22 protein-coding genes are annotated in these 21,822 nt (G+C 74.7%); 9 read left to right on the top strand and 13 right to left on the bottom strand.

The genetic code is table 11. The annotated features are described in order from the left end of the window. Positions 1-71: 71 nt before the first annotated feature. Positions 72-629, bottom strand: a complete 558-nt coding sequence (locus ACIF6L_RS10925) for a PadR family transcriptional regulator (protein ID WP_359804210.1) — start codon at positions 627-629, stop codon at positions 72-74. A gap of 217 nt (positions 630-846) precedes the next feature. On the opposite strand from ACIF6L_RS10925, the gene ACIF6L_RS10920 reads away from it, so the two are divergent. Further along, positions 847-1,293: an SPW repeat protein gene (locus ACIF6L_RS10920; RefSeq protein WP_396488186.1), complete on the top strand. Its 447-nt coding sequence runs from the start codon at positions 847-849 to the stop codon at positions 1,291-1,293. A gap of 119 nt (positions 1,294-1,412) precedes the next feature. Here the strand turns inward: ACIF6L_RS10920 and ACIF6L_RS10915 are convergent, their stop codons facing one another. Further along, positions 1,413-2,807, bottom strand: a complete 1,395-nt coding sequence (locus ACIF6L_RS10915) for a class II fumarate hydratase (protein ID WP_329490456.1) — start codon at positions 2,805-2,807, stop codon at positions 1,413-1,415. A 254-nt stretch (positions 2,808-3,061) separates the two neighbouring features. Between ACIF6L_RS10915 and ACIF6L_RS10910 the strand changes: the two genes are divergently transcribed. Further along, positions 3,062-4,894 (top strand): cholesterol oxidase substrate-binding domain-containing protein, encoded by a 1,833-nt coding sequence (locus ACIF6L_RS10910; protein ID WP_396487942.1) that lies wholly within the window; start codon positions 3,062-3,064, stop codon positions 4,892-4,894. A 32-nt stretch (positions 4,895-4,926) separates the two neighbouring features. On the opposite strand, the gene ACIF6L_RS10905 is transcribed toward ACIF6L_RS10910, so the two are convergent. Then, entirely contained in the window at positions 4,927-5,535 is a 609-nt protein-coding gene (locus ACIF6L_RS10905; protein ID WP_352287314.1) for an XRE family transcriptional regulator, read from the bottom strand. A 69-nt stretch (positions 5,536-5,604) separates the two neighbouring features. Between ACIF6L_RS10905 and ACIF6L_RS10900 the strand changes: the two genes are divergently transcribed. Further along, the gene (locus tag ACIF6L_RS10900; RefSeq protein WP_396487940.1) at positions 5,605-6,351 is read left to right on the top strand and encodes an AzlC family ABC transporter permease; all 747 of its coding nucleotides are present in this window, start codon (positions 5,605-5,607) and stop codon (positions 6,349-6,351) included. Next, positions 6,351-6,659 carry an AzlD domain-containing protein gene (locus ACIF6L_RS10895; RefSeq protein ID WP_329490460.1) on the top strand — a complete coding sequence of 103 codons (309 nt, stop codon included), beginning with the start codon at positions 6,351-6,353 and terminating at the stop codon, positions 6,657-6,659. The genes ACIF6L_RS10900 and ACIF6L_RS10895 overlap by 1 nt, the downstream gene beginning before the upstream one ends. A 23-nt stretch (positions 6,660-6,682) precedes the next feature. Here the strand turns inward: ACIF6L_RS10895 and ACIF6L_RS10890 are convergent, their stop codons facing one another. Continuing rightward, complete coding sequence (locus ACIF6L_RS10890; protein ID WP_359804215.1) at positions 6,683-7,003, bottom strand: hypothetical protein; 321 nt, start codon at positions 7,001-7,003, stop codon at positions 6,683-6,685. Positions 7,004-7,097: 94 nt separating this feature from the next. Further along, positions 7,098-7,634 (bottom strand): GNAT family N-acetyltransferase, encoded by a 537-nt coding sequence (locus ACIF6L_RS10885; RefSeq protein WP_352287306.1) that lies wholly within the window; start codon positions 7,632-7,634, stop codon positions 7,098-7,100. A 120-nt stretch (positions 7,635-7,754) separates the two neighbouring features. On the opposite strand from ACIF6L_RS10885, the gene ACIF6L_RS10880 reads away from it, so the two are divergent. From ACIF6L_RS10880 to ACIF6L_RS10860, 5 genes are all read left to right on the top strand, one after another. Then, complete coding sequence (locus ACIF6L_RS10880) at positions 7,755-8,933, top strand: acyl-CoA dehydrogenase family protein (RefSeq protein WP_352287304.1); 1,179 nt, start codon at positions 7,755-7,757, stop codon at positions 8,931-8,933. An 83-nt stretch (positions 8,934-9,016) separates the two neighbouring features. Continuing rightward, entirely contained in the window at positions 9,017-9,388 is a 372-nt protein-coding gene (locus ACIF6L_RS10875; protein ID WP_329490464.1) for an ADP-ribosylation/crystallin J1, read from the top strand. Then, positions 9,385-10,191 carry an ATP-grasp domain-containing protein gene (locus tag ACIF6L_RS10870; RefSeq protein ID WP_396487937.1) on the top strand — a complete coding sequence of 269 codons (807 nt, stop codon included), beginning with the start codon at positions 9,385-9,387 and terminating at the stop codon, positions 10,189-10,191. Before ACIF6L_RS10875 ends, ACIF6L_RS10870 begins: the two co-directional genes overlap by 4 nt. Positions 10,192-10,610: 419 nt before the next feature. Beyond that, on the top strand, positions 10,611-11,093 hold the full coding sequence (locus tag ACIF6L_RS10865) for a hypothetical protein (RefSeq protein WP_396487935.1): 483 nt from the start codon (positions 10,611-10,613) through the stop codon (positions 11,091-11,093). Between the two features lie 131 nt (positions 11,094-11,224). After that, the gene (locus tag ACIF6L_RS10860; protein WP_396487933.1) at positions 11,225-12,514 is read left to right on the top strand and encodes a multidrug effflux MFS transporter; all 1,290 of its coding nucleotides are present in this window, start codon (positions 11,225-11,227) and stop codon (positions 12,512-12,514) included. 60 nt (positions 12,515-12,574) lie between these two features. Here the strand turns inward: ACIF6L_RS10860 and ACIF6L_RS10855 are convergent, their stop codons facing one another. From ACIF6L_RS10855 to ACIF6L_RS10820, 8 genes are all read right to left on the bottom strand, one after another. Continuing rightward, complete coding sequence (locus ACIF6L_RS10855; RefSeq protein ID WP_396487931.1) at positions 12,575-13,759, bottom strand: hypothetical protein; 1,185 nt, start codon at positions 13,757-13,759, stop codon at positions 12,575-12,577. Between the two features lie 142 nt (positions 13,760-13,901). Next, positions 13,902-15,956, bottom strand: a complete 2,055-nt coding sequence (locus ACIF6L_RS10850; RefSeq protein WP_396492504.1) for a glycosyl hydrolase family 18 protein — start codon at positions 15,954-15,956, stop codon at positions 13,902-13,904. 462 nt (positions 15,957-16,418) lie between these two features. Then, positions 16,419-17,021 (bottom strand): hypothetical protein, encoded by a 603-nt coding sequence (locus ACIF6L_RS10845; protein ID WP_396487925.1) that lies wholly within the window; start codon positions 17,019-17,021, stop codon positions 16,419-16,421. A gap of 247 nt (positions 17,022-17,268) precedes the next feature. Next, positions 17,269-17,874, bottom strand: coding sequence for a hypothetical protein (locus ACIF6L_RS10840; RefSeq protein ID WP_329490472.1), 606 nt, complete (start codon positions 17,872-17,874; stop codon positions 17,269-17,271). 179 nt (positions 17,875-18,053) lie between these two features. Beyond that, positions 18,054-18,995 carry an ABC transporter substrate-binding protein gene (locus ACIF6L_RS10835; protein WP_396487923.1) on the bottom strand — a complete coding sequence of 314 codons (942 nt, stop codon included), beginning with the start codon at positions 18,993-18,995 and terminating at the stop codon, positions 18,054-18,056. A gap of 68 nt (positions 18,996-19,063) precedes the next feature. Further along, positions 19,064-19,759 (bottom strand): ABC transporter permease, encoded by a 696-nt coding sequence (locus ACIF6L_RS10830; protein WP_329490475.1) that lies wholly within the window; start codon positions 19,757-19,759, stop codon positions 19,064-19,066. Next, positions 19,756-20,424, bottom strand: coding sequence for an ABC transporter permease (locus ACIF6L_RS10825; protein ID WP_352287272.1), 669 nt, complete (start codon positions 20,422-20,424; stop codon positions 19,756-19,758). Before ACIF6L_RS10825 ends, ACIF6L_RS10830 begins: the two co-directional genes overlap by 4 nt. Continuing rightward, complete coding sequence (locus tag ACIF6L_RS10820; RefSeq protein ID WP_396487920.1) at positions 20,414-21,550, bottom strand: ABC transporter ATP-binding protein; 1,137 nt, start codon at positions 21,548-21,550, stop codon at positions 20,414-20,416. Before ACIF6L_RS10820 ends, ACIF6L_RS10825 begins: the two co-directional genes overlap by 11 nt. Between the last annotated feature and the right edge of the window lie 272 nt (positions 21,551-21,822).

The raw sequence follows: 21,822 nt of genomic DNA, 5'->3' as shown, positions 1-21,822 counted from the left end.
GGGCTCCCGGGGGTCGAGGGTGGTGATCGGATGGGGCGTGGAGTTCTCGTCCGTCGGCGGAGCCGGGGGGTTCAGGCCCCGGTCCGGTCGGCGGCGAGGCGGTGCAGGGTGGCGAGCACGTCGTCCAGCCAGGCGAGGGTCATCCGCTCGTACTCGATCCCGCCGCGCAGCACCACGTGCTGCAGCTGCTGCCGGGCGTCGAGGGCGGTCGGGTCGGGGAAGTCCCGCTGCTCGCCGTGCAGGTAGCGGGCGAGCAGGGCGGCATGGCTCTCGCGGTGCCGCTCGACCTCGGAGAGCAGGGCGGCCGGGTCGTCGAAGGCGGCCGCGCGGATCTTGACCGCCAGCTCGTGCCGGACGGTCTCCGGTTCGACCGGTTCGCGCAGCCAGCCGGCCAGCGCCGCCCGGCCGGGGCCGGCCGCGGAGTAGACCTTCTTGTCCGGCCGGCCGTCCTGGGCGACCTCCTCGGCGGAGATCCAGCCGTCCGCCTCCATCCGCCGCAGCACCCGGTAGATCTGCTGGTGGGTGGCGGTCCAGAAGCGTCCGATGGAGCGGTCGAACCGCCGGGCCAGCTCGTAGCCGGAGCCGGGCTGCTCCAGCAGCGAGACGAGGATCGCGTGCTCCAGTGCCATGGCGGCATCCTGCTATGCAACGAGTTGCATAGGCAAGGGCGCCCCGGCCGGGTGAGACGCAGCTCACCGCGGTCCGCGCCGGGTGTGGGCGGTGAGATTAGCTTCTCGGGCGAAATGGTGCAAAACGGCAGATCAGCGCCAGAATGGTACTGGGCTTGCGCCCTCCGTGTACCGGACCTAGGAGGTGGTATCGGTGTCTACCCAGATTCCGATGGGCATGGAGCACCATCCGGACATCGTCGAACTGCGTGAACACTACGAGCGGGTCACCCTGACTCCGCGCGCCCAGGCCGTCGAGGCCCTGGCTGTCCTCGCCGGTCTGTTCCTGGCGGCCTCGCCATGGATCGTCGGCTTCACCGCCTTCAGCACGCTGACCGTCACCTGCCTGATCGTGGGTCTCGCCTACTGCGTGCTGATGGCCGGGTACGGCTCAGCGTACGAGCGCACCCACGCACGGGCCTGGGCGGCGACCCTGCTCGGTGCCTGGACGATCATCTCGCCCTGGGTGGTGTCCGGAGCGGTCGACCGCGGGAAGAACATCGTGACCTGCATGATCACGGGTGCCGTGATGTTCCTGCTGGGTCTCGCGGCGATCTCGATGGCCACCATCACGTCGAACGGCGCGTCGATGCGACGTGGCCGGGCCGGCCGGGCCGGGGGCTGACGCCACCCGGCAGTCCGGAGCCGGGGTGCGGGCGGTGAGGCCGCCGCCCGCACCCCGGCGCACGCCGTCGGGCCGCTACGGCCGGGGGCCGGTCAGGGGCGGGCGCCCCCGGCGCGTGGTCACGGGCGGGTCATCCGCAGCACGTCGAGGGCCTCGTCCAGCTGCTCGCGGGTGAGCTTGCCCTGCTCCAGGTAGCCGCGCTCCAGCACCACCTGTCGGATCGTCTTGCGCTCGGCCAGCGCCTGCTTGGCGACCTTGGCGGCCTCCTCGTAGCCGAGGTAGCGGTTGAGCGGGGTGACCACCGAGGGCGAGGACTCGGCGTACTCGCGGGCCCGTTCGACGTTGGCGGTGATGCCGTCCACCGTGCGGTCGGCGAGCAGCCGGGCGCTGTTGGCGAGTAGCCGGACCGACTCCAGCACGTTGCGGGCGATCACCGGGAGCATCACGTTGAGCTCGAAGTTGCCGCTCGCGCCGGCCACCGTGACGGTGGTGTCGTTGCCGATCACCTGGGCCGAGACCATCAGCACCACCTCCGGCAGCACCGGGTTCACCTTGCCGGGCATGATCGACGAACCGGGCTGGAGGTCCGGCAGGTTGATCTCCCCGAGGCCGGTGCGCGGGCCCGAGCCCATCCACCGCAGATCATTGGCGATCTTGGTGAAGCCGACCGCGACGGTGCGGAGCTGACCGCTCAGCTCGACCAGGCCGTCCCGCGCGCCCTGCGCCTCGAAGTGGTCCCGCGCCTCGGTCAGCGGCAGGTCGGTGGCCCGGGCGACCTCCTCGATCACGGCGGCGGCGAAACCGGGCGGGGTGTTGATGCCGGTGCCCACCGCCGTCCCGCCGAGGGGCAGTTCGGCGACCCGGGGGAGCGTCGCCAGCAGCCGCTCCCGCCCGTGCCGGACCTGCGCCGCGTACCCGGCGAACTCCTGGCCGAGGGTCACCGGGGTGGCGTCCATCAGGTGCGTCCGGCCGGACTTCACCACCTCGGAGAACGCCGCGGCCCGCCGCTCCAGGGCCTCCGCCAGGTGCTCCAGGGCCGGGATCAGGTCGTGGGTGACGGCCGCGGTGGCCGCGATGTGGATCGAGGACGGGAACACGTCGTTGGAGGACTGGCTGGCGTTGACGTGGTCGTTCGGGTGGACGGGGCGGCCGAGCCGCTCGCCGGCCAGGGTGGCGATCACCTCGTTGGCGTTCATGTTGGAGGAGGTGCCCGAGCCGGTCTGGAAGACGTCCACCGGGAACTCGTCGTCCCAGCGCCCCTGGGCGACCTCCTCGGCGGCGGCCGCCACGGCCTGTGCCGTCTCCTCGTCCAGCACCCCGAGCCGGGCGTTCACCCGGGCCGCGGCGGCCTTGATCCGGGCCAGCGCGGCGATGTGGGCCCGCTCCAGCCGCTGGCCCGAGACCGGGAAGTTCTCCACCGCCCGCTGGGTCTGCGCCTGCCACTTGGCGGCGGCCGGCACCCGGACCTCGCCCATCGAGTCGTGCTCGGTCCGGAACTCCTGCTGCTCACCCATGACGCGCTGCACCTCCTGGTCGGCCCCGGCCGGGTCTGCTCCCCGACCGGCTGCGGTCTGCGCAGACGACAGCCGCGCAGGGGCTCCCGGTATTTCCGCGCCAGGTGGGGGAACCGGCCGACCTTCACTCGAAGGGGTGAAGATCGCGACCGGCCGGTCCGAGCGCGCCGGTCCGCTTCGTACGCTCGTGCACGCACCGGCTTCACACGCCCGTGCAGGCACCGGGGGAGACGATCACCGAGCAGGGGGCGGACATGGCGGCAACACGGCGCGACCGGGACGGGCTGAGCAGGCGGGAGCTGCTCGGCGCCTCGGCGGTCCTCGGCACGGCCGGCTGGCTGCTGCGCGGCACGATCGGGCCGGACAGCGCGCGGGCCGCCGTTCCGGTGCCGCCCGAACTGCCCACCGGCACCGAGCTGTACCAGCGGGTCTACCAGAACTGGTCCGGAGAGGTCCGCACCGACCAGCTCTGGACCTGTGCCCCGCGGACCCCCGAGGAGGTCCCGCCGCTCGCCGACTGGGCACGCGCCCACGGCTGGCGGCTGCGCGCCCAGGGCTACCGGCACACCTGGGCGCCGCTCACCGTCGCCGACGACACCCCCGGCTCCGCCCGCGTCCTGCTGCTGGACACCACCCGCCACCTCACCGCGCTCACCGCCGACTCGCCGACCACCGTCCGGGCGCAGACCGGCGCCACCATGGAGAGCCTGCTCGCCCACCTGGCCGACCGGGGCCTCGGCGTCGCCAACTGCCCCGCGCCCGGCGAACTCACCGTCGGCGGCGTGCTCGCCATCGGCGGTCACGGCACCGCCGTCCCGGCCGTCGGCGAGCTCCGCCCGGACGGCCACGGGTACGGCTCGGTCAGCAACCAGGTCGTCCGGCTCACCGCCGTCGTCCACGACCCGGCCACCGACCGCTACGCGCTGCGCACCTTCGAGCGCTCCGAGGCCGACAGTGCCGCGTTCCTGGTCCACCTGGGCCGGGCCTTCGTCACCGAGGTGGTGCTCCGGGCCGGCCCGGACGTGCCGCTGCGCTGCGTCAGCCGGCTGGACATCCCGGCGACCGAGCTGTTCGCCCGCCCGGGCACCCCGGGCGGCATCCTCGGCCGCCCGCGCACCCTCGCCGACTTCGTCGACCGCGAGGGGCGCGCCGAGGTGATCTGGTTCGCCTGCACCGAGCGCCCCTGGCTGAAGACCTGGAGCGTCGCGCCGCAGCGCCCGCTCGGCTCCCGCACCGTCGACGAGCCCTACAACTACCCGTTCTCCGACAGCATCCCGGAGCCGGTAGCCCGCCTCGCCGGCCACCTCGTCGCCGGCGCCTGGGGGTCGGCCCCGCTCTTCGGCCAACTCCAGTACCTGGTCGCCAAGGTCGCCCTCACCGGGGACCTCACCGACGTGCTGCTCTCCGGCGGCGTGCTCCGCGAGCTGCTCTCCGGCGAACTCCTCACCCACCTGCTCGCCGGCGGCCTGCGCTCCGACCTCTGGGGCCCCTCCCGCACCCTGCTGCAGTACGTCCGCCCGACCACCCTGCGGGTCACCGCCAACGGCTACGCCGTGCTCGCCCGGCGGGCCGACCTCCAGTGGGTGGTGTCCGAGTTCGCCGCCTACTACCGGCAGTTGCTCGCCGAGTACCAGGCGCGCGGGGAGTTCCCGGTCAACGGCGCGGTGGAGATCCGGGTCACCGGCCTGGACGACCCGGCCGCCAGCGGCGTCCCCGGCGCCCGGCCGCCGCTGCTCTCCGCCCTGCGCCCGCGCCCCGACCGCCCCGACTGGGACACCGCCGTCTGGCTGGACGTCCTCAGCCTCCCCGGCACCCCCGGCCTGCACCGCTTCGCCCGCGACCTCGAACGGTTCCTGCTCCGGACCTTCGACGGCACCCGGGCCGGTCTGCGGGTCGAGTGGTCCAAGGGCTGGGCGTACACCGAGGACGCCGCCTGGGCCGACCCGGACGTGCTCGGCCGGGTCGTCCCGGCCAGCCTGCGCGACGGCGGCGGCCCCGGCTGGGACGAGGCGGTCGCCGTACTGGACCGCCACGACCCGCACCGGGTCTTCGGGAACGCCTTCCTGGACACCCTGCTGACGGTCTGACGCCTGGGCCCCGGTTCTCCGCCGGCCGGGTCCTACACGTGCTCCATGACCATGACCGCGACGGTGTCCGGCGCGAGGGCGCGGAAGATGTGCGGGGCGTCCCCGGGGTAGCTGACGTAGTCGCCCGGGTGGAGTTCGACCGGCTCCGCCGGCGGGCCGACCAGGGCCCGCCCGGCGCTGAGCACCACGTGCTCCACCGTGCCGGGCATGTGCGGGTCGGAGGCCCGGGCCTCGCCCGGCTGCGCCTCGATCCGGTAGACGTCCCGGCGGGCGTTGGGCGGGCAGGAGGCCAGCAGGGTGGCGGCGTAGTCGGCCCGCTCGGAGTGGGTGACCGGCCCCTCGCCGGCCCGGATCACCCGCACCACCGGTCGCGGCGGGTCGACCAGCCGGCTGAACGGCACGTCCAGCGCGACGCCGAGCGCCCAGAGCGTCTCCACGCTCGGATTGCCCGCGGCCGACTCCAGCTGGGAGAGCGTCGACTTGGCGATCCCGGCCCGGCGGGCCAGCTCGGCCATGGAGAGACCGGCCCGTTCGCGTTCGCGCCGGATGGACGCGGCGATCAGCCCGATCAGCTCCGAGCCGGCCGCGCCCGGCCCCCCGGCTCCGTCGCCCGCGCCGCGGGACCCGGTGTTCGCACTCATCCGCGTTCGCTCCACAGGTACGGGCGTTCGCCTTGACGAACGACAGCCTTCGGGTTCACTCTACTGGACATGCGTTCGCTCCTCCGAACACTCGACCGTGCCACGCTGCGGGACATCGCCCTGGTCTGCGTCGCCGACGCCCTGGTCGGCGCCTCCTTCGGTGCCATCAGTGTCTCCGGTGGCCTGCCGCTCTGGCTGCCGATCGCCATGTCGGTGTTCGTCTTCGCCGGCGGTGCCCAGTTCGCCGCCGTCGGCGTCCTGCTCTCCGGCGGCGGCGCGCTCGCCGCCGTCGCCACCGGCCTGGTGCTCAACGCCCGACTGCTGCCCTTCGGCTTCACCGTCTCCGACGTGCTCGACGGCCCGTGGTGGCGGCGGCTGCTCGGCGCCCAACTGCTCACCGACGAGTCGGCGGCCTTCGCCCTGCTCCAGTCCGACCGGCGCCGGCGCCGCGCCGCGTTCTGGGTCTGCGGGGCGGCGCTGTTCGTGGTCTGGAACGCCTCCGTGGTGGTCGGCGCGCTGGCCGGCGGCCTCATCGGCGACACCGACGCCCTCGGCCTCGACGCCGCCTTCCCGGCCGTCCTGCTCGCCCTGGTGCTGCCCTCGCTCACCGACCGGCGGACCCGGGCCGCCGCGCTGGCCGGAGCCGTGGTCGCGGTCGCCGCCACCCCGTACCTGCCGGCCGGCCTGCCCGTGCTGCTGGCCCTGCTCGGCCTGCTGTTCGCCGGGCCGCGGTCCGGCCGGCCGAACGCTCCGGAGCCGGCTGCCCAGGGCCCCGCCGCGCCGCGCCCCGCACCCGCCGCCGAGGGAGTCCACTGATGCCACTGCTCGCCGTCCTCCTGCTCGCCGCCGGCACCTACGCGTTCCGCCTCGCCGGCCCGGCCCTCGGCGACCGCTTCACCCTCTCCGACCGGCTGCGCCACCTGCTCGCGGTGGCCGCCGCCGTCCTGCTGGTCGCGCTGGTCGCCACCGGCGCCCTCACCCAGGGCCACGGCTTCGCCGGCTGGGCCCGGCCGTCCGGCGTCCTGGTGGCCGGGCTGCTCGCGCTGCGCCGTGCGCCGTTCCCGCTCGTCGTGGTGGCGGGGGCCGCGACCACCGCGCTGCTGCGGCTCTGCGGAGTCGCCTGAGACGGGCGTCCGGACCGGCCGGCTCAGCCCTGCGCGGCGTTGCCCAGGCGCTCCTGCTGGATCTCGGGCCGCTCGCTGTCCCAGAGCAGCTCCCACACCCGGAACACGCAGTGGTAGTCCCGCATGCTGCCCTGGGAGATCAGCAGATAGGTGTCACCGTCCCGGAGCAGGGTGCGCCGGCGGCTGTTGAACGGGTGCTGCGGGGTGTACGACGGGACGAGCCGCCGGAGTTCGGCGAGCGCCTCCTCGCGGCTGCCCTCGATCTCGGCCAGCACCTTGGTGCCCCAGATCCGGTCGTTGCCGACCCCTTCGGTCTCCTGGACGACCAGTGCCCAGCGCGTCATGCCCCACCCCTCGTTCGGATTCCCGTCCGCCCCGCTGAAACGATCATCCTAGGGGGTGGCGGTCGGGAGGAGTCCGCCGGACGGGGAGGACCCGTCAGGTGGCGGCGGCCGGGAGGGCCTTGAAGAAGACGGTGGTCGGATGGAGTTCACCCGCCGGGTCGGTCGCGTAGCCGGGAATGGTCCCCACCCTGGTCCAGCCCGCCGCCCCGTACATCCGCTCGGCGGGGCTGCCCGTCTCGGTGTCCAGCACCAGCAGCCGCAAACCGTGCCCGGTGCCCGCCGCCTCCAGCGCCGCCAGCAGCCGCCCGGCCAGCCGCTGCCCCCGGTCCGCCCGGCGGACCATCAACTTGGCGACCTCGCCGCGGTGCCGGCCGTTGGCGGTGACCGCCGGCCGCAGCTGGACCGTCCCGGCGATCCGGCCGTCCGCGTCGGCGCGGGCCACCCAGAGCAGCAGTCGCCCGGCCTCGACCTCGGGAGCCAGCGCCCGCCACCAGGCGGTCGCCTCGGCGGGGTCGAGCGGAGCGAGGAAGCCCAGCGAGGAGCCGTCCGCGACGGTGTCCGCCAGCAGCGCGGCCAGCTGCTCCGCCGAGTCGAGCAGCGCGTCCGCCGTCAGCCGTTCAATTGTGTACATGCTCACTCCCTCGCCCTCGTCCGGAGGCCCGCTCCGTACGGAATACTCGCCGGTACCCGCCGCGGCCGACACCCCTCTTCCGGCCCGGCCCGGTGCCCGCCGAGACTACAAGGAGCTGCCATGGCGAAGCCGACCCGGATCGACCCGGCCGACCTGCTCGCCGTCGGTGACCTGCTGACCGACGAGGAGCGGCTGATCCGCGACACCGTGCGGAAGTTCGCCGACGAGCGGATCCGCCCGCACATCGGCGACTGGTTCGAGCGCGGGGTCTTCCCGGCCCGCGAACTCGCCCCCGAACTGGGCGCCCTCGGCGTGCTCGGCATGCACCTCGACGGCTACGGCTGCACCGGCTCCACGGCCGTCGCCTACGGGGTCGCCTGCATGGAGCTGGAGGCCGCCGACTCCGGCCTGCGCAGCTTCGTCTCCGTCCAGGGGTCGCTCGCGATGCGCTCGATCCACGCCTACGGCTCCGAGGAGCAGAAGCGGCGCTGGCTGCCGGGCATGGCCGCCGGCGAACTCATCGGCTGCTTCGGCCTCACCGAACCGGACTTCGGCTCCGACCCGGCCAACATGCGCACCCGGGCCCGCCGCAGGGGCGGCGACTGGGTACTCTCCGGCTCCAAGATGTGGATCACCAACGGCAGCGTCTCGGACGTCGCGGTGGTCTGGGCGCAGACCGAGGACGGCGTCCGGGGCTTCCTGGTCGAGCCCGGCACCCCCGGGTTCACCGCCACCGACGTGCACGGCAAGCTGTCGCTGCGCGCCTCCGTCACCAGCGAGCTGGTCTTCGACGAGGTCGTGCTGCCCGCCGACGCCGTGCTGCCCGGCGTCACCGGACTGCGCGGGCCGCTCTCCTCGCTGGGCGAGGCCCGCTACGGGATCCTCTGGGGCACCGTCGGCGCCGCCCGCGACTGCTACACCACCGCCCTCGACTACGCCGGGAGCCGGGTGCAGTTCGAGCGCCCGATCGCCGGCTTCCAGCTCACCCAGCAGAAGCTGGTCGAGATGATGCTGGAGGTGGAGAAGGCGTACCTGGTCGCCCTGCGGATCGGCCGGCTCAAGGACGAGGGTGCCGCCCGCCCGGCGCACATCAGCTTCGGCAAGCTCAACAACGTGCGCGCCGCGCTGGAGATCGCCCGCAGCGCCCGGACGGTCCTCGGCGCCAACGGCATCACCACCGAGTACCCGGTGCTGCGGCACGCCAACAACCTGGAGTCGGTGCTCACCTACGAGGGGACGAGCGAGATCCACACCCTGGTCCTCGGCGAGGCCATCACCGGGGAGTCGGCGTACCGCTGACGGCCGCCCAGGGGCCGCCGCCCCGGCCCGCCGCCCGGAATCCGGTGGCCGGGCCGGCGGCGGCCCGGCTACCGTCGGCTCCCATGAACGGACCGACCCGCACCCCCGCGACCACCACCCTCTGGCGGCCCACCGGGCCCGAGGAGCTGGCCCTGGTCGAGGCGGCGGACCGGCGGGCCTGGCCGCCCCGGCTGCCGGACCAGCCGATCTTCTACCCGGTGCTGAACGAGGACTACGCGATCCGGATCGCCCGGGACTGGAACGTGCCCGCGTCCGGCGTCGGCTACGTCACCCGCTTCGAGGTCGACACCGCCTTCCTGGCCCGCTACCCCGTCCGGCAGGCCGGCGGCCGGACCATCCTCGAACTCTGGGTGCCCGCCGACGAGCTGGCGGAGTTCAACCGGCACATCGTCGGCCGCATCGAGGTCGTCCACGAGTTCCGGCCGCGGCCGTGACGGCCGTACCGGGCGCGCCCGTGCTGCTCACCCCGGCCCGGCAGACCGGGACGACCGTCCTGCTCGCCGAGGCCGCCGCCGCGCGCGGCCTGTCGACCGTCCGGCTCACCGGTCCCGACGTCCTCGACCGGCTCGCCGGGTGTCCGGTCCACTGGTTCGGCGGCCCGCTCGCCGGCGCCCGGATCGCCGACCGGCTCGGCCTCGCCCTGCTGGAACCGGCGGACGACTGGCTGGCCCGGCTGCCCGAGGAGTTCACCGGCCGGCGGATCGAGCTGACCACCCTCGCCGAGGCCTGGACGCTGCGCGGCCCGGCCTTCGTGAAGCCGCCCGCCGACAAGTCCCTCCCGCCGGCCGTCTACGCCGACGGCTCCCGGCTGCCCCGGCACGGCGAGCGGATCGGACCGGACACGCCCGTCCTGGTCAGCGACCCGGTGACGTTCGGGTCCGAGTACCGGCTCTTCGTCCTGGACGGCGAGGTGGTCGCCGGCAGCCGCTACGCCCGCTTCGGCCGGCTGGACCCGGGGCCGGTGTCCGAGGAGGCCGTCGGCTTCGCCCACCGCCTGCTGTCCGTTGCCGGGGACGGCCTGCCCAGCGCGGTGGCGCTGGACGTCGGCCCGCTGCTCGACCCGTACGACCCGGCCGAGCGCTGGGCCGTCGTCGAGGCGAACATGCCGTGGTTCGCGCACTCCTACACGGCCGACCCGGCCCGGATGCTGGACGTGGTGCTGCGGGCGGCCGGACCGGTCGCGGCGCTGCGGCCCGCCGACCGGCGGTTCGTCCGGGCGGGCGCCGGGCCGGACTGAGGCCCGCGGTCCGCTCCCGCGGTCCGTTCCCCGCCGCCCCGCCCACTGGGGAGATCCGGCACCCGGACGTCGCCGTCCAGGGGTACGCCTCCCTCGGCCGGCCGATCGACCCGCACTGGACTCCGGACGGCCGGCCGTTCCCGGTCGCCGTGCCCGCGCAGGCGGGGAGCCGCCCCCCGGCGGCCCCCTGAACGGCCCGCCCGCTCCGGCCTGTCGGGGGTGAACCCCGAGACGGCGGCGCCGCGTATACCCCTGAAGGTGGAGACGGTACCCCCAAGGTCGGAGGGACGGTCGCGACCTGGTGGTGACGCCACGGCAGCCCACGGCGGGTCAGGATGGAGACACCCCGATGGACCGGGCACCGACGCGGAGCGCCGGGCACCGGGTACGGGACCGAACAGGGAGAGGGCAGGGCGGGCATGAACGGCATCGTGAGCAAGGTCGCGCTCGGAGTCGCAGGTACGGGCATGGCCGTCGCCGTCGCCACCGTGGCGGTCGGCCCGCGGGTCTCCGACTGGTACGACGGCCGCCACCAGGAGCAGGCCAGCTACAGCACCGGCAGCGCGGCCAAGGCCGACCGGCAGTCGGTACCGTCCTGGCTGCCCGACAACGCCTCCACCGTCCAGTACCTGATGTCGACCACCGGCGACGACCGCCTGCTGCGCGCCACCCTGCCCGACGGGCGGCTGCCGGCCGGCTGCGTCACCGCCCAGCCGGGCAGTGCCGTCCACCCGGTGCCGGCCGCGCTGAAGGCCGGCTGGTTCCCGCAGGGCGTCTCCTCGAAGATCACCGGCTCGTGCGGGCAGTACAACGTCACCCTGACCGGCAACCAGCTCTACGCCTGGCAGGACGGGGCCGCCGTGCAGGCCGCCCTGCGCGCGCAGTCGGCCGCCAAGCACTGAGGAGCCGGGCACCGGGCGGACGGGCGCCGGGGGCGGGAGTGGGCCGCGCGGCCCACCCCGGGTGTCGCCCCGCCGGGCCGCTGGGGTAGGACGGAGCGAGGACAATCCAGCGCCCGCCTCCGAGGAGCCCCATGCCTGGTTCGACCGTCGGTCCCGCCGGCCCCACCGGCGAGACGTCGACCGCGCCCGCGGCCCGGGCCACCGGGGCCGGCCGGACCGCCGCCGCCCCGGGGCGCGGCACCGTCGCCGTGCTCGGCGGTCTGGTCGCCCTCGGCCCGCTCACCACCGACCTCTACCTGCCCGGCCTGCCGGCGATCGCCGACGACTTCGCCGCCGAGCCGGCCGCCGTCCAGCTCACCCTGACCTTCTCGATGTTCGGGGTCGCCGCCGGCCAGCTGATCTTCGGACCGCTCAGCGACCGCTTCGGCCGCCGCCCGCCGCTGCTCGTCGGCCTGGTGGTCTACACCCTGGCCAGCGTGCTGTGCGTGCTCGCGCCCACCCTGCCGGTGCTGATCGCGGCCCGCTTCGTGCAGGGCGCGGCCGGTGCGGCCGGCCTGGTCATCGGCCGCGCCGTCGCCCGGGACCGCTTCGAGGGCGTCGCGATGCTCCGCTTCCTGGCCTCGATCAGCCTGATATCCGGCCTCGCCCCGATCCTCGCCCCGGTCGTCGGTGCCCAGCTGCTCCGCGTCACCTCCTGGCGCGGCACCTTCGGCGCCCTCACCGCACTCGGCCTGCTGCTCACCCTGATCGCCTTCGCGGCCCTGCGCGAGACCCTGCCGCCCGCAGACCGGCACGGCGGCGGGCTCGTGGCCACGCTGCGCACCATGAAGGGGCTGCTGCGGAACCTGCCCTTCCTGGGCCTCGTCCTGACCAGCACCTTCGCCTTCGGCTCGCTGTTCGGCTACATCAGCGGCTCCTCGGTGGTGCTCCAGCACGTGTACCACGTCTCGCCGCAGACCTACAGCCTGCTGTTCGGCCTCAACTCGCTCGCCATCGTGGGCGTCACCCAGCTGAACGGGCGGGTGCTCGCCCGCCGGTTCACCCCCGGCGCGCTGATGCTGGCCGGCCTCGGCACGGCGGTCGCCGCCGGGGTGGCGCTCGTCCTGCTCACCGCGGTCTGGGACCTCGGCCTGGCCGGGATCTGCCCGGCGCTCTTCGTCCTGATGGGCAGCCTCGGTGTGATCCTCCCGAACTCGGCCGCCCAGGCGCTCAGCCTGGTCCCCCCGCGGTCCGCCGGCTCGGCCTCCGCCCTCATCGGCACCGGCACGTTCCTCTGCGGCGCCCTGGTCGCGCCGCTCAGCAGCCTCGGCGGCACGCCGTCGGCGGTGCTCCTGGCGGCGGTCGTCCTCGGCTGCGCCGCCCTCTCCGCCATCGCCTACCTCGCGCTCTGCCGCCCCCGCCGCCCGGCGGTGGCCGGATAGCGGGGGCGCGTCGGACGCCGGCGCCGGCCCGGGCCGCCGCCGGCCCGCCGCGCCGTCGGGTCAGACGCCGACGGCGGCCTGGCCGCGGGCGAGCAGGCGGGTGCGGGCGTAGGCGGCCAGCTCGGGGCCGGCCGCGGTCGCGGCGGCGTCCTGGGTGGTGCCGCCGGGGCGGTAGGTGCCCGAGACGGTGTAGTAGCCGTAACGGCCGATCGTGGTGTGGGTGTTGGCGCAGCCCGTGGTCACGCACCAGGCGATGCCGGCGGGTGTGGTCAGCCCCTGGATCTGGCCCTTGTGGGCCTGGCCGACGGCGTCCGCCTGCGGCTTGTGGTCGAAGACGGCGACCCCGACGGTGACCGCGCTGTCGCCGGAGGTGTACGTCGCGCGCAGCAGCTTGCGGCAGGACTGACCGCTCGCCACGTCGCCGAGGCCGCCGGTGGTGGCCTGCCAGCAGGTGTCCGTGCTGCTGGTGGCGATCCGGTTCCACGTGCGGCCGCCCACGGTGAGGCTCGGGGCGGCGAACAGGGTGCCCGGGTCGAGCGGGGCGGTGTCCGTCGCGGCCTCGGAGATGACCGTCAGCGGGTCGCGCGGTGCGCTGCTCGCCGGTGCGGGCGCACCGGCGGGGGGCACGGCCGGGGGCGCGGCGGGCGGGGGAGCGCCCTGGGTGGCGCTCGCCCCGGGCTTGCCGGGGGTGGCGGTACCGCTCGGCCTGCCGCCGGACTTGCCGGGCGAGGGGGTCGGGCTCCCGGAGGCGGTGCCGGTGGGGCCGGGCGCGCCGGTCGGCGCGGTGGCCGTGGCGGTCGGTGGCGCCCCGGTGGTGAGGCCCGTGTCCGCGCCGGTCGGGTCGGCGGTGGGGCCGGGCCGGAGCGTGGCGGTGCCGGTCGGGTGGTCGTTCCGGGAGCTGTCGGAGACCGTGATCGCCGTCGCCGTCATCCCGCCGATCAAGGCGGTCGCGAGCACGCTGGCACCGATCACCCGCAGCCGCTTCCGGCGCCGGATCTCCTCCTCGTGCTGTTCGGCCATGGCCGCCCAGTCGGGCTGCTGCGGGGCGGCGGGGCCGGCGAGGTACGGCGAGCCACCGGCGTACGGCGCCCGGGCGGTCGGCGCGGCCTGCGAGGGATCGGTCCGGGGCGGGCCGGGCTGCGAGGGATCGGCCTGCGGTGGGCCGGCGGGTGCTCCGGCCGGTGGCGGGAGGGAAGCCCCGCCGGGTGTTCGCGTGCCGTCCGTCGTCCCCACCCCGTCCGTCATGGTCGGTGATCCTATGACATGACTGATGGGCCGGGAGTGGGCGGTGGGACGGCCTCCCGCTCGTGGAACGGACGCCCGCCGGGGGCGGCGCGACGGGAGGTCGCGCCGCCCCCGACGGGACGGTGGGGTGTCGCGGGCGGGATCAGGCGATGGCGAAGTCGTCGCCGAAGACGTTGCCCTGGCCGTACCAGCCGTGCAGGTACACCGTCACGGTGCCGGAGGCGCCGGTGGTGAACGGGACGGTCAGCTTGGTCCAGCCGGAGGCGTTCGTCCAGGTGCTGGCGGTGGCGCCGCCGCTCACGCCGAGGTAGGCGTAGCTGCCCTGGACCCAACCGCTCAGCGTGTACGAGGTGTTGGGCGACAGCGTCACCGTCTGCTGGCACTGGCCGGTCTGGCCGGCGGTAGCCGCGGCCTGCAGGGCGTGGGCGCCCGAGTGGGCCGGGGTGGCGACCACCGCGCCGCCGCTCTGGCAGCTCCACGGGGCGAGGCTGCCCGTCTCCAGGCCGCCGTTCACCAGGCCGCCGGGCGGGGTGACCCCGGTGACGGTGAGGTTGTAGGTGCCGGTGTGGCTGCCGGAGGTGGCGTTGCCGGTGATCGTCAGCGGGTAGGTCCCGGCGGCGGTCGCGGCGGTGGTGGTGACGTTCAGGGTGGCGGTGCCGCCGGCGGTGACGCTGCCGGGGGTGACGGTGGCGGTGACGCCGGCCGGGGCGCCGGTGACGGTGAGGTTGACGCTCTGGGCGGAGCCGGCCGTCACGGCGGTGGAGATCGTCGCGCTGGTGGCGGAACCGGCCGCCACGGTGCCGGAGTTCGGGTTCACCGCGACCGAGAAGTCGTTGCCGGGCTGGGTGCTCGTCACCTTCAGCGAGTAACTGCTGGTGTGGCTGCCGGAGGTGGCGTTGCCGGTGATCGTCAGCGGGTAGGTCCCGGCGGCGGTCGCGGCGGTGGTGGTGATGTTCAGGGTGGCGGTGCCGCCGGCGGTGACGCTGCCGGGGGTGACGGTGGCGGTGACGCCGGCCGGGGCGCCGGTGACGGTGAGGTTGACGCTCTGGGCGGAGCCGGCCGTCACGGCGGTGGAGATCGTCGCGCTGGTGGCGGAACCGGCCGCCACGGTGCCGGAGTTCGGGTTCACCGCGACCGAGAAGTCGTTACCCACCGGGGTGCTGCTGGTGTACTGGGAGAAGATGTGGCTGAAGTCCCACTTGCCCTGGCTGATCCCGGAGCAGTCGTCCCGCCCGCCGGTGCCCGGGCAGCCGCCGTTGTCGCGCTGGAGGGCCCAGAACGACAGCGTGTTGATGCCCTTCGAGACCGCCCAGTTGTACACCGCGGTCGCGTTGGCGACGGTGAAGGTCTCCGCCGGGCCGAAGTCGTCGATGCCGACCATCTCGGTGACGCCGATGGAACCCCACAGCTGCGCCGGGGTCCTGGTCGGGTAGAGCTTGGCCAGCTGGTTGTAGAGGCCGGTCGCCGCGGTCTGGGTGTCGGCGGCCATGTCGTGCGCGGCGTTGTCGTAGTAGTCGAAGGTCATCAGGTTGACGACGTCGATCCGGGCGTTGTTCGTGACGGCGTTCTTCAGCACCGCGAGGCCGCTGGAGGCGAGGCCGCTGGTCGTCGTCGGCAGCGTGTAGGAGAACTGGATCGAGCGGCCGTTGGCGGCGGCCCAGTCCTGCACCAGCTTGATCGCCTTGTTGCGGCGGTCGATGCCGGCCGTGTTGGTCAGCGAGTTGTCCTCGATGTCCAGGTCGATCCGGCTGATGTCGTACGTGGTGATGACGTTCTCGAAGGCGGCCGCGATCTGGTTGACATCCGTGCAGCTGTCGGCCAGTTCGGTACCGGTGTTGTCGGCGGTGTAGCCGCCGAACGACGGGATCACGTCACCGCCGTTGGCCCGGATGGTGGCGATGTCCGCGCCGAAGGTGGCCTGCGAGACCGGCATCGAGCTGTCGCCGTTCCAGTACGGCGTGCAGGAGCCCTTGGTGGCGGCCTGGAGGAACGCCATCGTCAGGTGCTTGGCACCGGACTGGGCGGCGAGCGCGGCCGGGCTCTCGCCCGTCCAGGCCTCGAAGTACGGGGCGAAGACCCGGGTCGGCAGCGGGGTGGCGGCTTCGGCCGAGGCCGTCCCGACGGCGACCAGGCCGGCCGACGCGGCCAGCGTGACACAGGCCGTCAGGGCGGCCTGGAGTGTTCTGCGTAGACGCATGGAATTCTCCAACAGACTTGGTGGGGCGAGACGTTGGTGAAGAGCGGGGCTGCGCGGCGAAACCGTGGGACCGCGCAGGTGGCATTGCTGCGGAGCGGATGCTGCGGAATGTGGTGGGGGCGTGCGGCGGGTGGGCGTACGGAGCCCCCGTGCCACCCGGACGGGCGGACGACAGTGTGTGGGCAGGCGTGCGCCGTGCGGGTCGGGGGTGGAGCGGAGCAGGGCAGGGCAGGGCAATGCCTCAGCCGCCGGTGGTCACACCCCCACAGTGCATCCCGGTCGGATCGACATGCTTATGGTTGGACTAGACCACTCGTCTGTCAAGAGTCCTAACTGTTCGTCGGCGGACGGGTCGGCCGGTCACCGGACGCACCGTCAGGTCGCGCGGGCGGCGCCGCCGGAGCCCCGCCGGCCCCAGGGGCGCGGCTCGGCGGGAGGGCCGCCGCCGGGGTCGGGAGGGTCTCAGGAGGCCTGTGCGAGCAGCTCGTCGACGAGCTCGGCGACCCCGTCCGGCCGGCGCCACCGGACGGCGGGGCGGTGCGCCGCCAGCCCGCGGACGGCGGTGGTCAGCCAGGCGTCGTCACCCAGCAGCTCGGCCCGCTTCCGGTCGACGACGAGGCCGAGCAGCGACTGCAGGAGCACGATCTCGCGGGAGGGGTAGCACGCGCGGTGGTGGCTGAACCCGGCCGACCACATGTCGTAGGGGTGCCGGACCATGGCCCGCAGGCAGGAGCCGTGGGTGGTGATGCCCGGGGTCCTGCTCAGCAGGCCGCCGACCCTGGAGCTGGAGAACCGGTCGGCGGTGACCGCCACGCCCAGCTCCATCAGCCGGTCCCAGGCCACCGGGTGCGGCTCCCGGCCCACGACGCGGTGCACCAGGCCCTCGGGCTCGAAGGTGAGGTGGGCCCGCTGCCGGTGGTCGCCCAGGATCCAGCGGTCGTCGACCCGGACCAGCGGGCCGAGGCGGTCCGCGGCGGGCTCGGCGCGCCCGGCGGCGGCGGACGCGGCGGACGGGGTGGTCGCGGCGGCGGGTGGCGGGGCGGCGGCGTTCGGCTCGGTGGCCACGGTGCTCCTCGGGCAGGCGTCGGCATCATGCCGACCAGTCTTCCCGGCTCACCTGGTGGCGACCGTACACCGTCGCATCGCTACCCCGTAAGGCAGTTCGGGAATCGCCGCCGCACAGCGGGCGATCCGGACGGTGCCACGCCGCCTTGGTGCCGTGGCCGCGCGCCGGTCGTTGCGCGCGGCCACGGCGGGCCCGGTGCTCAGGACACCGGGCGGCTCGGGGCGGTCCGCCCGTGGTGCGGGGCCGTCAGGCCGGCGGGCAGAGGGTGGCGCGCAGGGCGTCGATGATCTTCTCGGCCTTCTCGGCGCCGAAGCCCTGCGGGTGGTCGGGCGCGGTGAAGCGCTGGTTCACCAGCTCGACCAGCTTGGCCCGGTCCTTGGGGAACTGGTACATCGCCTGGCACTGGTTGCGGGCCCGGTCGACGGCCTCGTCGGGCTTGCCGCCGACGATCGCCGGGTCGATCGCGTCGAGCGCGGCGACCAGCTTGGCGGCGTCGGCCGAGCCCGGCTTGGCGGGCAGCCCGGCATCGGCCGGAGGCGCGGGCTTGGGCGGCGCCGACGTGGCGGGGGCGTCCGGGGCGTCGGGGGTGGCGGGCGGGGTGGATCCCGGCGCGGGCCCGTCGGGGCTGCCCGTGGCGGGCGCGCCGGGTGCGGTCGGGGTGGCCGGCGCGCCGGTGCCCGAGGGGTCGGCGGTACCGCCGGGGGCGGGGGTGCCCGGTGCGGACGCGGTGGCGGCGGCCGGGGTGGTGGGGGAGCCGGCCGCGGATCCGTCCGAACCCGAGCCGGACGAACAGGCAGCCAGGCTCACCGCGGCGAACGCCGTGAGGGTGGCGGCGAGGAGACGAGTGCGCATTCCGCCACACTGTCATGTTCGCGCCGCTCAAGGGAAGATCCCCCGACGGCGAAGCGGCGGCGGCCCGGGGGTCGCCCCCCGGACCGCCGCCGCGTGCTGTCACCGGCCGTACGGTCGGCCGGCCCGTACCGTCGGCCCGGCGCGGCCGGGCGGCCGGTCGGGCCGTCCGGCCGCCCGGCTCAGCTCAGGCCGTTGGCCTTCAGCCACTCCTTGGCCACGGCGGACGGGTCCTCCTTGTCCACCGCGACCTTCTTCATCAGCGTCGCCAGGCCGTCGGTGCTGAGCTTGGCCGACACGGCGTTCAGTGCGGCGACGGCGGGGGCGTCGACGGCCGTCTTGTTCACCAGCGGGGTGATGTTCTGCGCGCCGAACAGGTGCTTCGGGTCGGTCAGCGGGACGAGCTTCAGCTGGGCGATCTTCGGGTCGGTGGAGAAGACGTTGCCGACCTGGATCGAGCCGTCCTTGATCGCGTTGGCGGTGGTCTCGCCGGTCGGCTTCCACTCCTTGAAGGTCAGCCCGTAGACGTCCTTGAGCGGCTGCTCCTGGCGGGTCTTGAACTCCGGCGGCCCGCCGATGGTGAACTCGCCCGCCTTGGCGGCCAGGTCCTCGATGCTCTTCAGCTGGTACTTGTCGGCGCTCTCCTGGCTGATGCTCAGCGTGTCGTTGTCCTCGGCGGGCGAGGAGTCCAGGATGGCCAGCGAGGCGGGCAGCGTCTTCGCCAGTTCGGCGTTGACCTCGTCCTTGGTCGCGGCCGGCTTGCCGCCGAGGTAGGAGAGCAGCGCGCCGTTGTACTCGGGCAGCACGGTCAGGCTGCCGTTCTGCAGCTGCCCGTAGAGCACCTCGCGGCTGCCGATGTTGAACTTCTCCTCGACCTTGACGCCCTTGGCCTTCAGCGCCTGCGAGTAGATCGAGCCGAGCAGCACGTTCTCGGGGAAGTTGGCCGAGCCGACCACCACGGTCGAGCCCGAGCCGCCGGTCGTCGCGCCGGCCGGCGCCGAGGCGCCGCCGCCGAGCGGGTCGCCGCCGGAGGAGGAGCAGGCGGTGGCGCCGAGGGCGAGCGCGGCGACCGTACCGAGGAGCAGGGCCCGGCGGCCGCTTCGGCGGCGTGTGGATGTCGACATGGTGATAGGTGTCCTTTCGGGACGGCAGATGCTCGGTGGGACGAGCGGGACAAGCCTGCGGAGCGGGATCAGGGGGACTCGCGCGAGGAGCGGGCGCGGCGCTGGGCGCGCAGCCCGGGCGGGAGCGCGTAGCGGGCGAGCAGCGCGAAGAACAGCTGGGCGCCGACCGCGAGCAGCACCACGAGCAGCGCGCCGCCCACCGTCACGGCGTAGTTCCGGGTGGCCAGCCCGTCCATCACGTACCGGCCGAGTCCGCCGAGGCCGACGTAGGCGGCGACCGTGGCCGTCGCGACCACCTGGACGGTCGCGGTCCGGAAGCCGGCCAGCAGGGTGGGCAGCGCGGACGGCAGGCAGACCTGCCGCAGCACCTGCGGGTGGGTCAGCCCGACGCCGCGCGCGGCGTCCCGGACGTCCGGATCGGTCCCGCGCACCCCCTCCACGGCGGCGACCAGCAGCGGCGGCGCGGCGAGCGCGACCAGTGGGATCAGCACGGCCGTGTCGCCGACCCCGGCGAGCAGCACCGCGAGCGTCACCAGGCCGAGCGTCGGCAACGCGCGGGCGGCGCCGGCCAGCGAGGTGACGGCGGTGGCGCCGCGGCCGGTGTAGCCGATCAGCAGGCCGAGCGGCACGGCCAGCAGGGCCGCGAGGAGCAGGGCCTCGCCGGAGAGCACCAGGTGCTCGGTCACGCGGTGCACGATCGAGTCCGGGCCGCTGCGGCGGTCCGGGGAGGAGAAGAAGTCCCCCAGCCAGGAGAGCCAGTTCACCGGCCGGCCCCCTTCTCCCGGACGGCCCAGGGCGCGAGCACCCGCCGGGCGCCGACCAGGAGCAGGTCCACCGCCAGCGCCAGCGCGGCGATCAGCACGATGCCGGCCACGATCGGGGTCGGGAAGGTGCGCTGGAAGCCGTCGATGAAGAGGTAGCCCAGCCCGCCGCGTCCGACCAGGGCGCCGACGCTCGCCAGCGAGATGCTGGAGACCGCGGCGACCCGCAGGCCGGCGACCAGGTACGGCACGGAGGCGGGCAGTTCGACGGCCGTCAGCCGGTGCCACGGCCCGTAGCCCATCGCGGTGGCCGCCTGGCGGACCGAGTCGGGGACGGCGTGCAGGCCGTCCACGGTGGTGGGCAGCAGGACGGCGACCGCGTAGAAGGTCAGCGGGATCATCACGGTGGCCTGGGTGGCCAGCCCGGTGTAGGGGATGAGCACCACGAAGACCGCCAGCGAGGGCAGCGCGTAGACGACGTTGAAGACGGCGGCCAGCGGCTGGTAGAGCCGGGGGTGGCGGGCGCAGGCCAGGCCGAGCGGGACGGCCAGCAGCAGGCCGATCAGGACCGGGAGCAGTGCGATCACCGCGTGGTCGGCGAGCAGGTCGCCCAGGTAGCCGAGGTGGTCGCCGATCCAGTACCACCGGACGATCGGTTCATCGTCCACCGGTGGCTCCGTCGATCGCGTCCTCGTCCACCTCGCCCGCCCCGGGCGTGTCGTAGGCCTTGGCCATCGCTATCTCCTCGGCCCTCGGAGCGGGCGCGGCCGCCAGGGCGGTCAGGACGGCCTCCCGGCTCGCCGTGCCGGTGGCCCGGCCCTCGGCGTCCAGGGCGACCGCGACCCCGGCGGGGGAGAGGACGGCGGCGTCCAGCGCGGAGCGCAGGGTGTCCGCCTGCGGGTGGTACCCGGCGACCGGGTGCAGCGCGGCGGCCGGGGCGTCCCGGTCGATCCAGCCGATCGGGCGGCGCTCGTCGTCCAGCGTCAACTCCCACCGGCCGTAGCGCAGTCCGTCGGCCACCGGGCGGACGGTGACGGCGGTGGCCGGGCGCAGGCCGAGCCCGCGCAGCCCGCGGTCACGGCCGAGGAAGGCGGCGACCTCGGCGTCGGCGGGCGCGGTGAGCAGCGTGTGCGGGTCGGCGAGCTGGGCGATCCGGCCCTGCTCGCGCAGCACCACGACCTGGTCGCCGAGCCGGATGGCCTCCTCGATGTCGTGCGTGACGAAGAGGACCGTCTTGTGCAGTTCGGACTGCAGCCGCAGCAGCTCGTCCTGGAGTCCGGCCCGCACCACCGGGTCGACGGCGCTGAACGGCTCGTCCATCAGCAGCACCGGCGGATCGGCGGCCAGCGCCCGGGCCACGCCGACCCGCTGCTGCTGGCCGCCGGAGAGCTGGAACGGGTACCGCTTGCCGGTCTCGGGCGCGAGCCCGACCAGCTCCAGCAGCTCGGCGGCCCGGGCCCGGGCCCGCTTCTTGTCCCAGCCGAGCAGGTAGGGGACGGTGGCGATGTTGTCGATCACCTTGCGGTGCGGGAAGAGGCCGGCCTGCTGGATCACGTAGCCGATGCCGCGGCGCAGCTTGGCCGGCTCCAGCTCGGCGACGTCCGTGCCGTCCAGGAGCACCCGGCCCGAGGTCGGCTCCACCATCCGGTTGACCATGCGCAGCAGGGTCGTCTTGCCGCAGCCGGACGGGCCGACCAGCACCGTCGTCCGGCCGGTGGGCACATCGAGGTCCAGGCCCCCGACGGCGATGGTGCCGTCGGGATGGCGCTTGCCGGCGCCGTCGAATCTGATCACGGGGAGTTTCCTCTGTCTCGGCGCCGCCCGGTGGTGGCGCCGATGGTGTCGGTCGGTCGGTCGTGGCGGTTTGTCGACAAGTGACGGCCCGTGAAGCGGCCGCCCTTCGTCGGATCAACTGCCCGGGCGTTCTTCCGCCCGCGTGGCTGCCCTGCATCGGACCGGCGGAAACTCCGATCAGACTATGACCTGAATCATCTCCTGTCCGTGATTTACCCTCCGCGTGGGGCGGCCGCCCCCGGGAGACCGGGCCCGGCCCGGGTCCGTCGGGC

It is taken from the genome of Kitasatospora sp. NPDC086009 (genome assembly GCF_044540385.1).
In the GTDB taxonomy this organism is placed as follows: domain Bacteria; phylum Actinomycetota; class Actinomycetes; order Streptomycetales; family Streptomycetaceae; genus Kitasatospora.
Note: the sequence above shows the minus strand (reverse complement) of the source record. Positions and strands in the feature narration are given on the sequence as shown.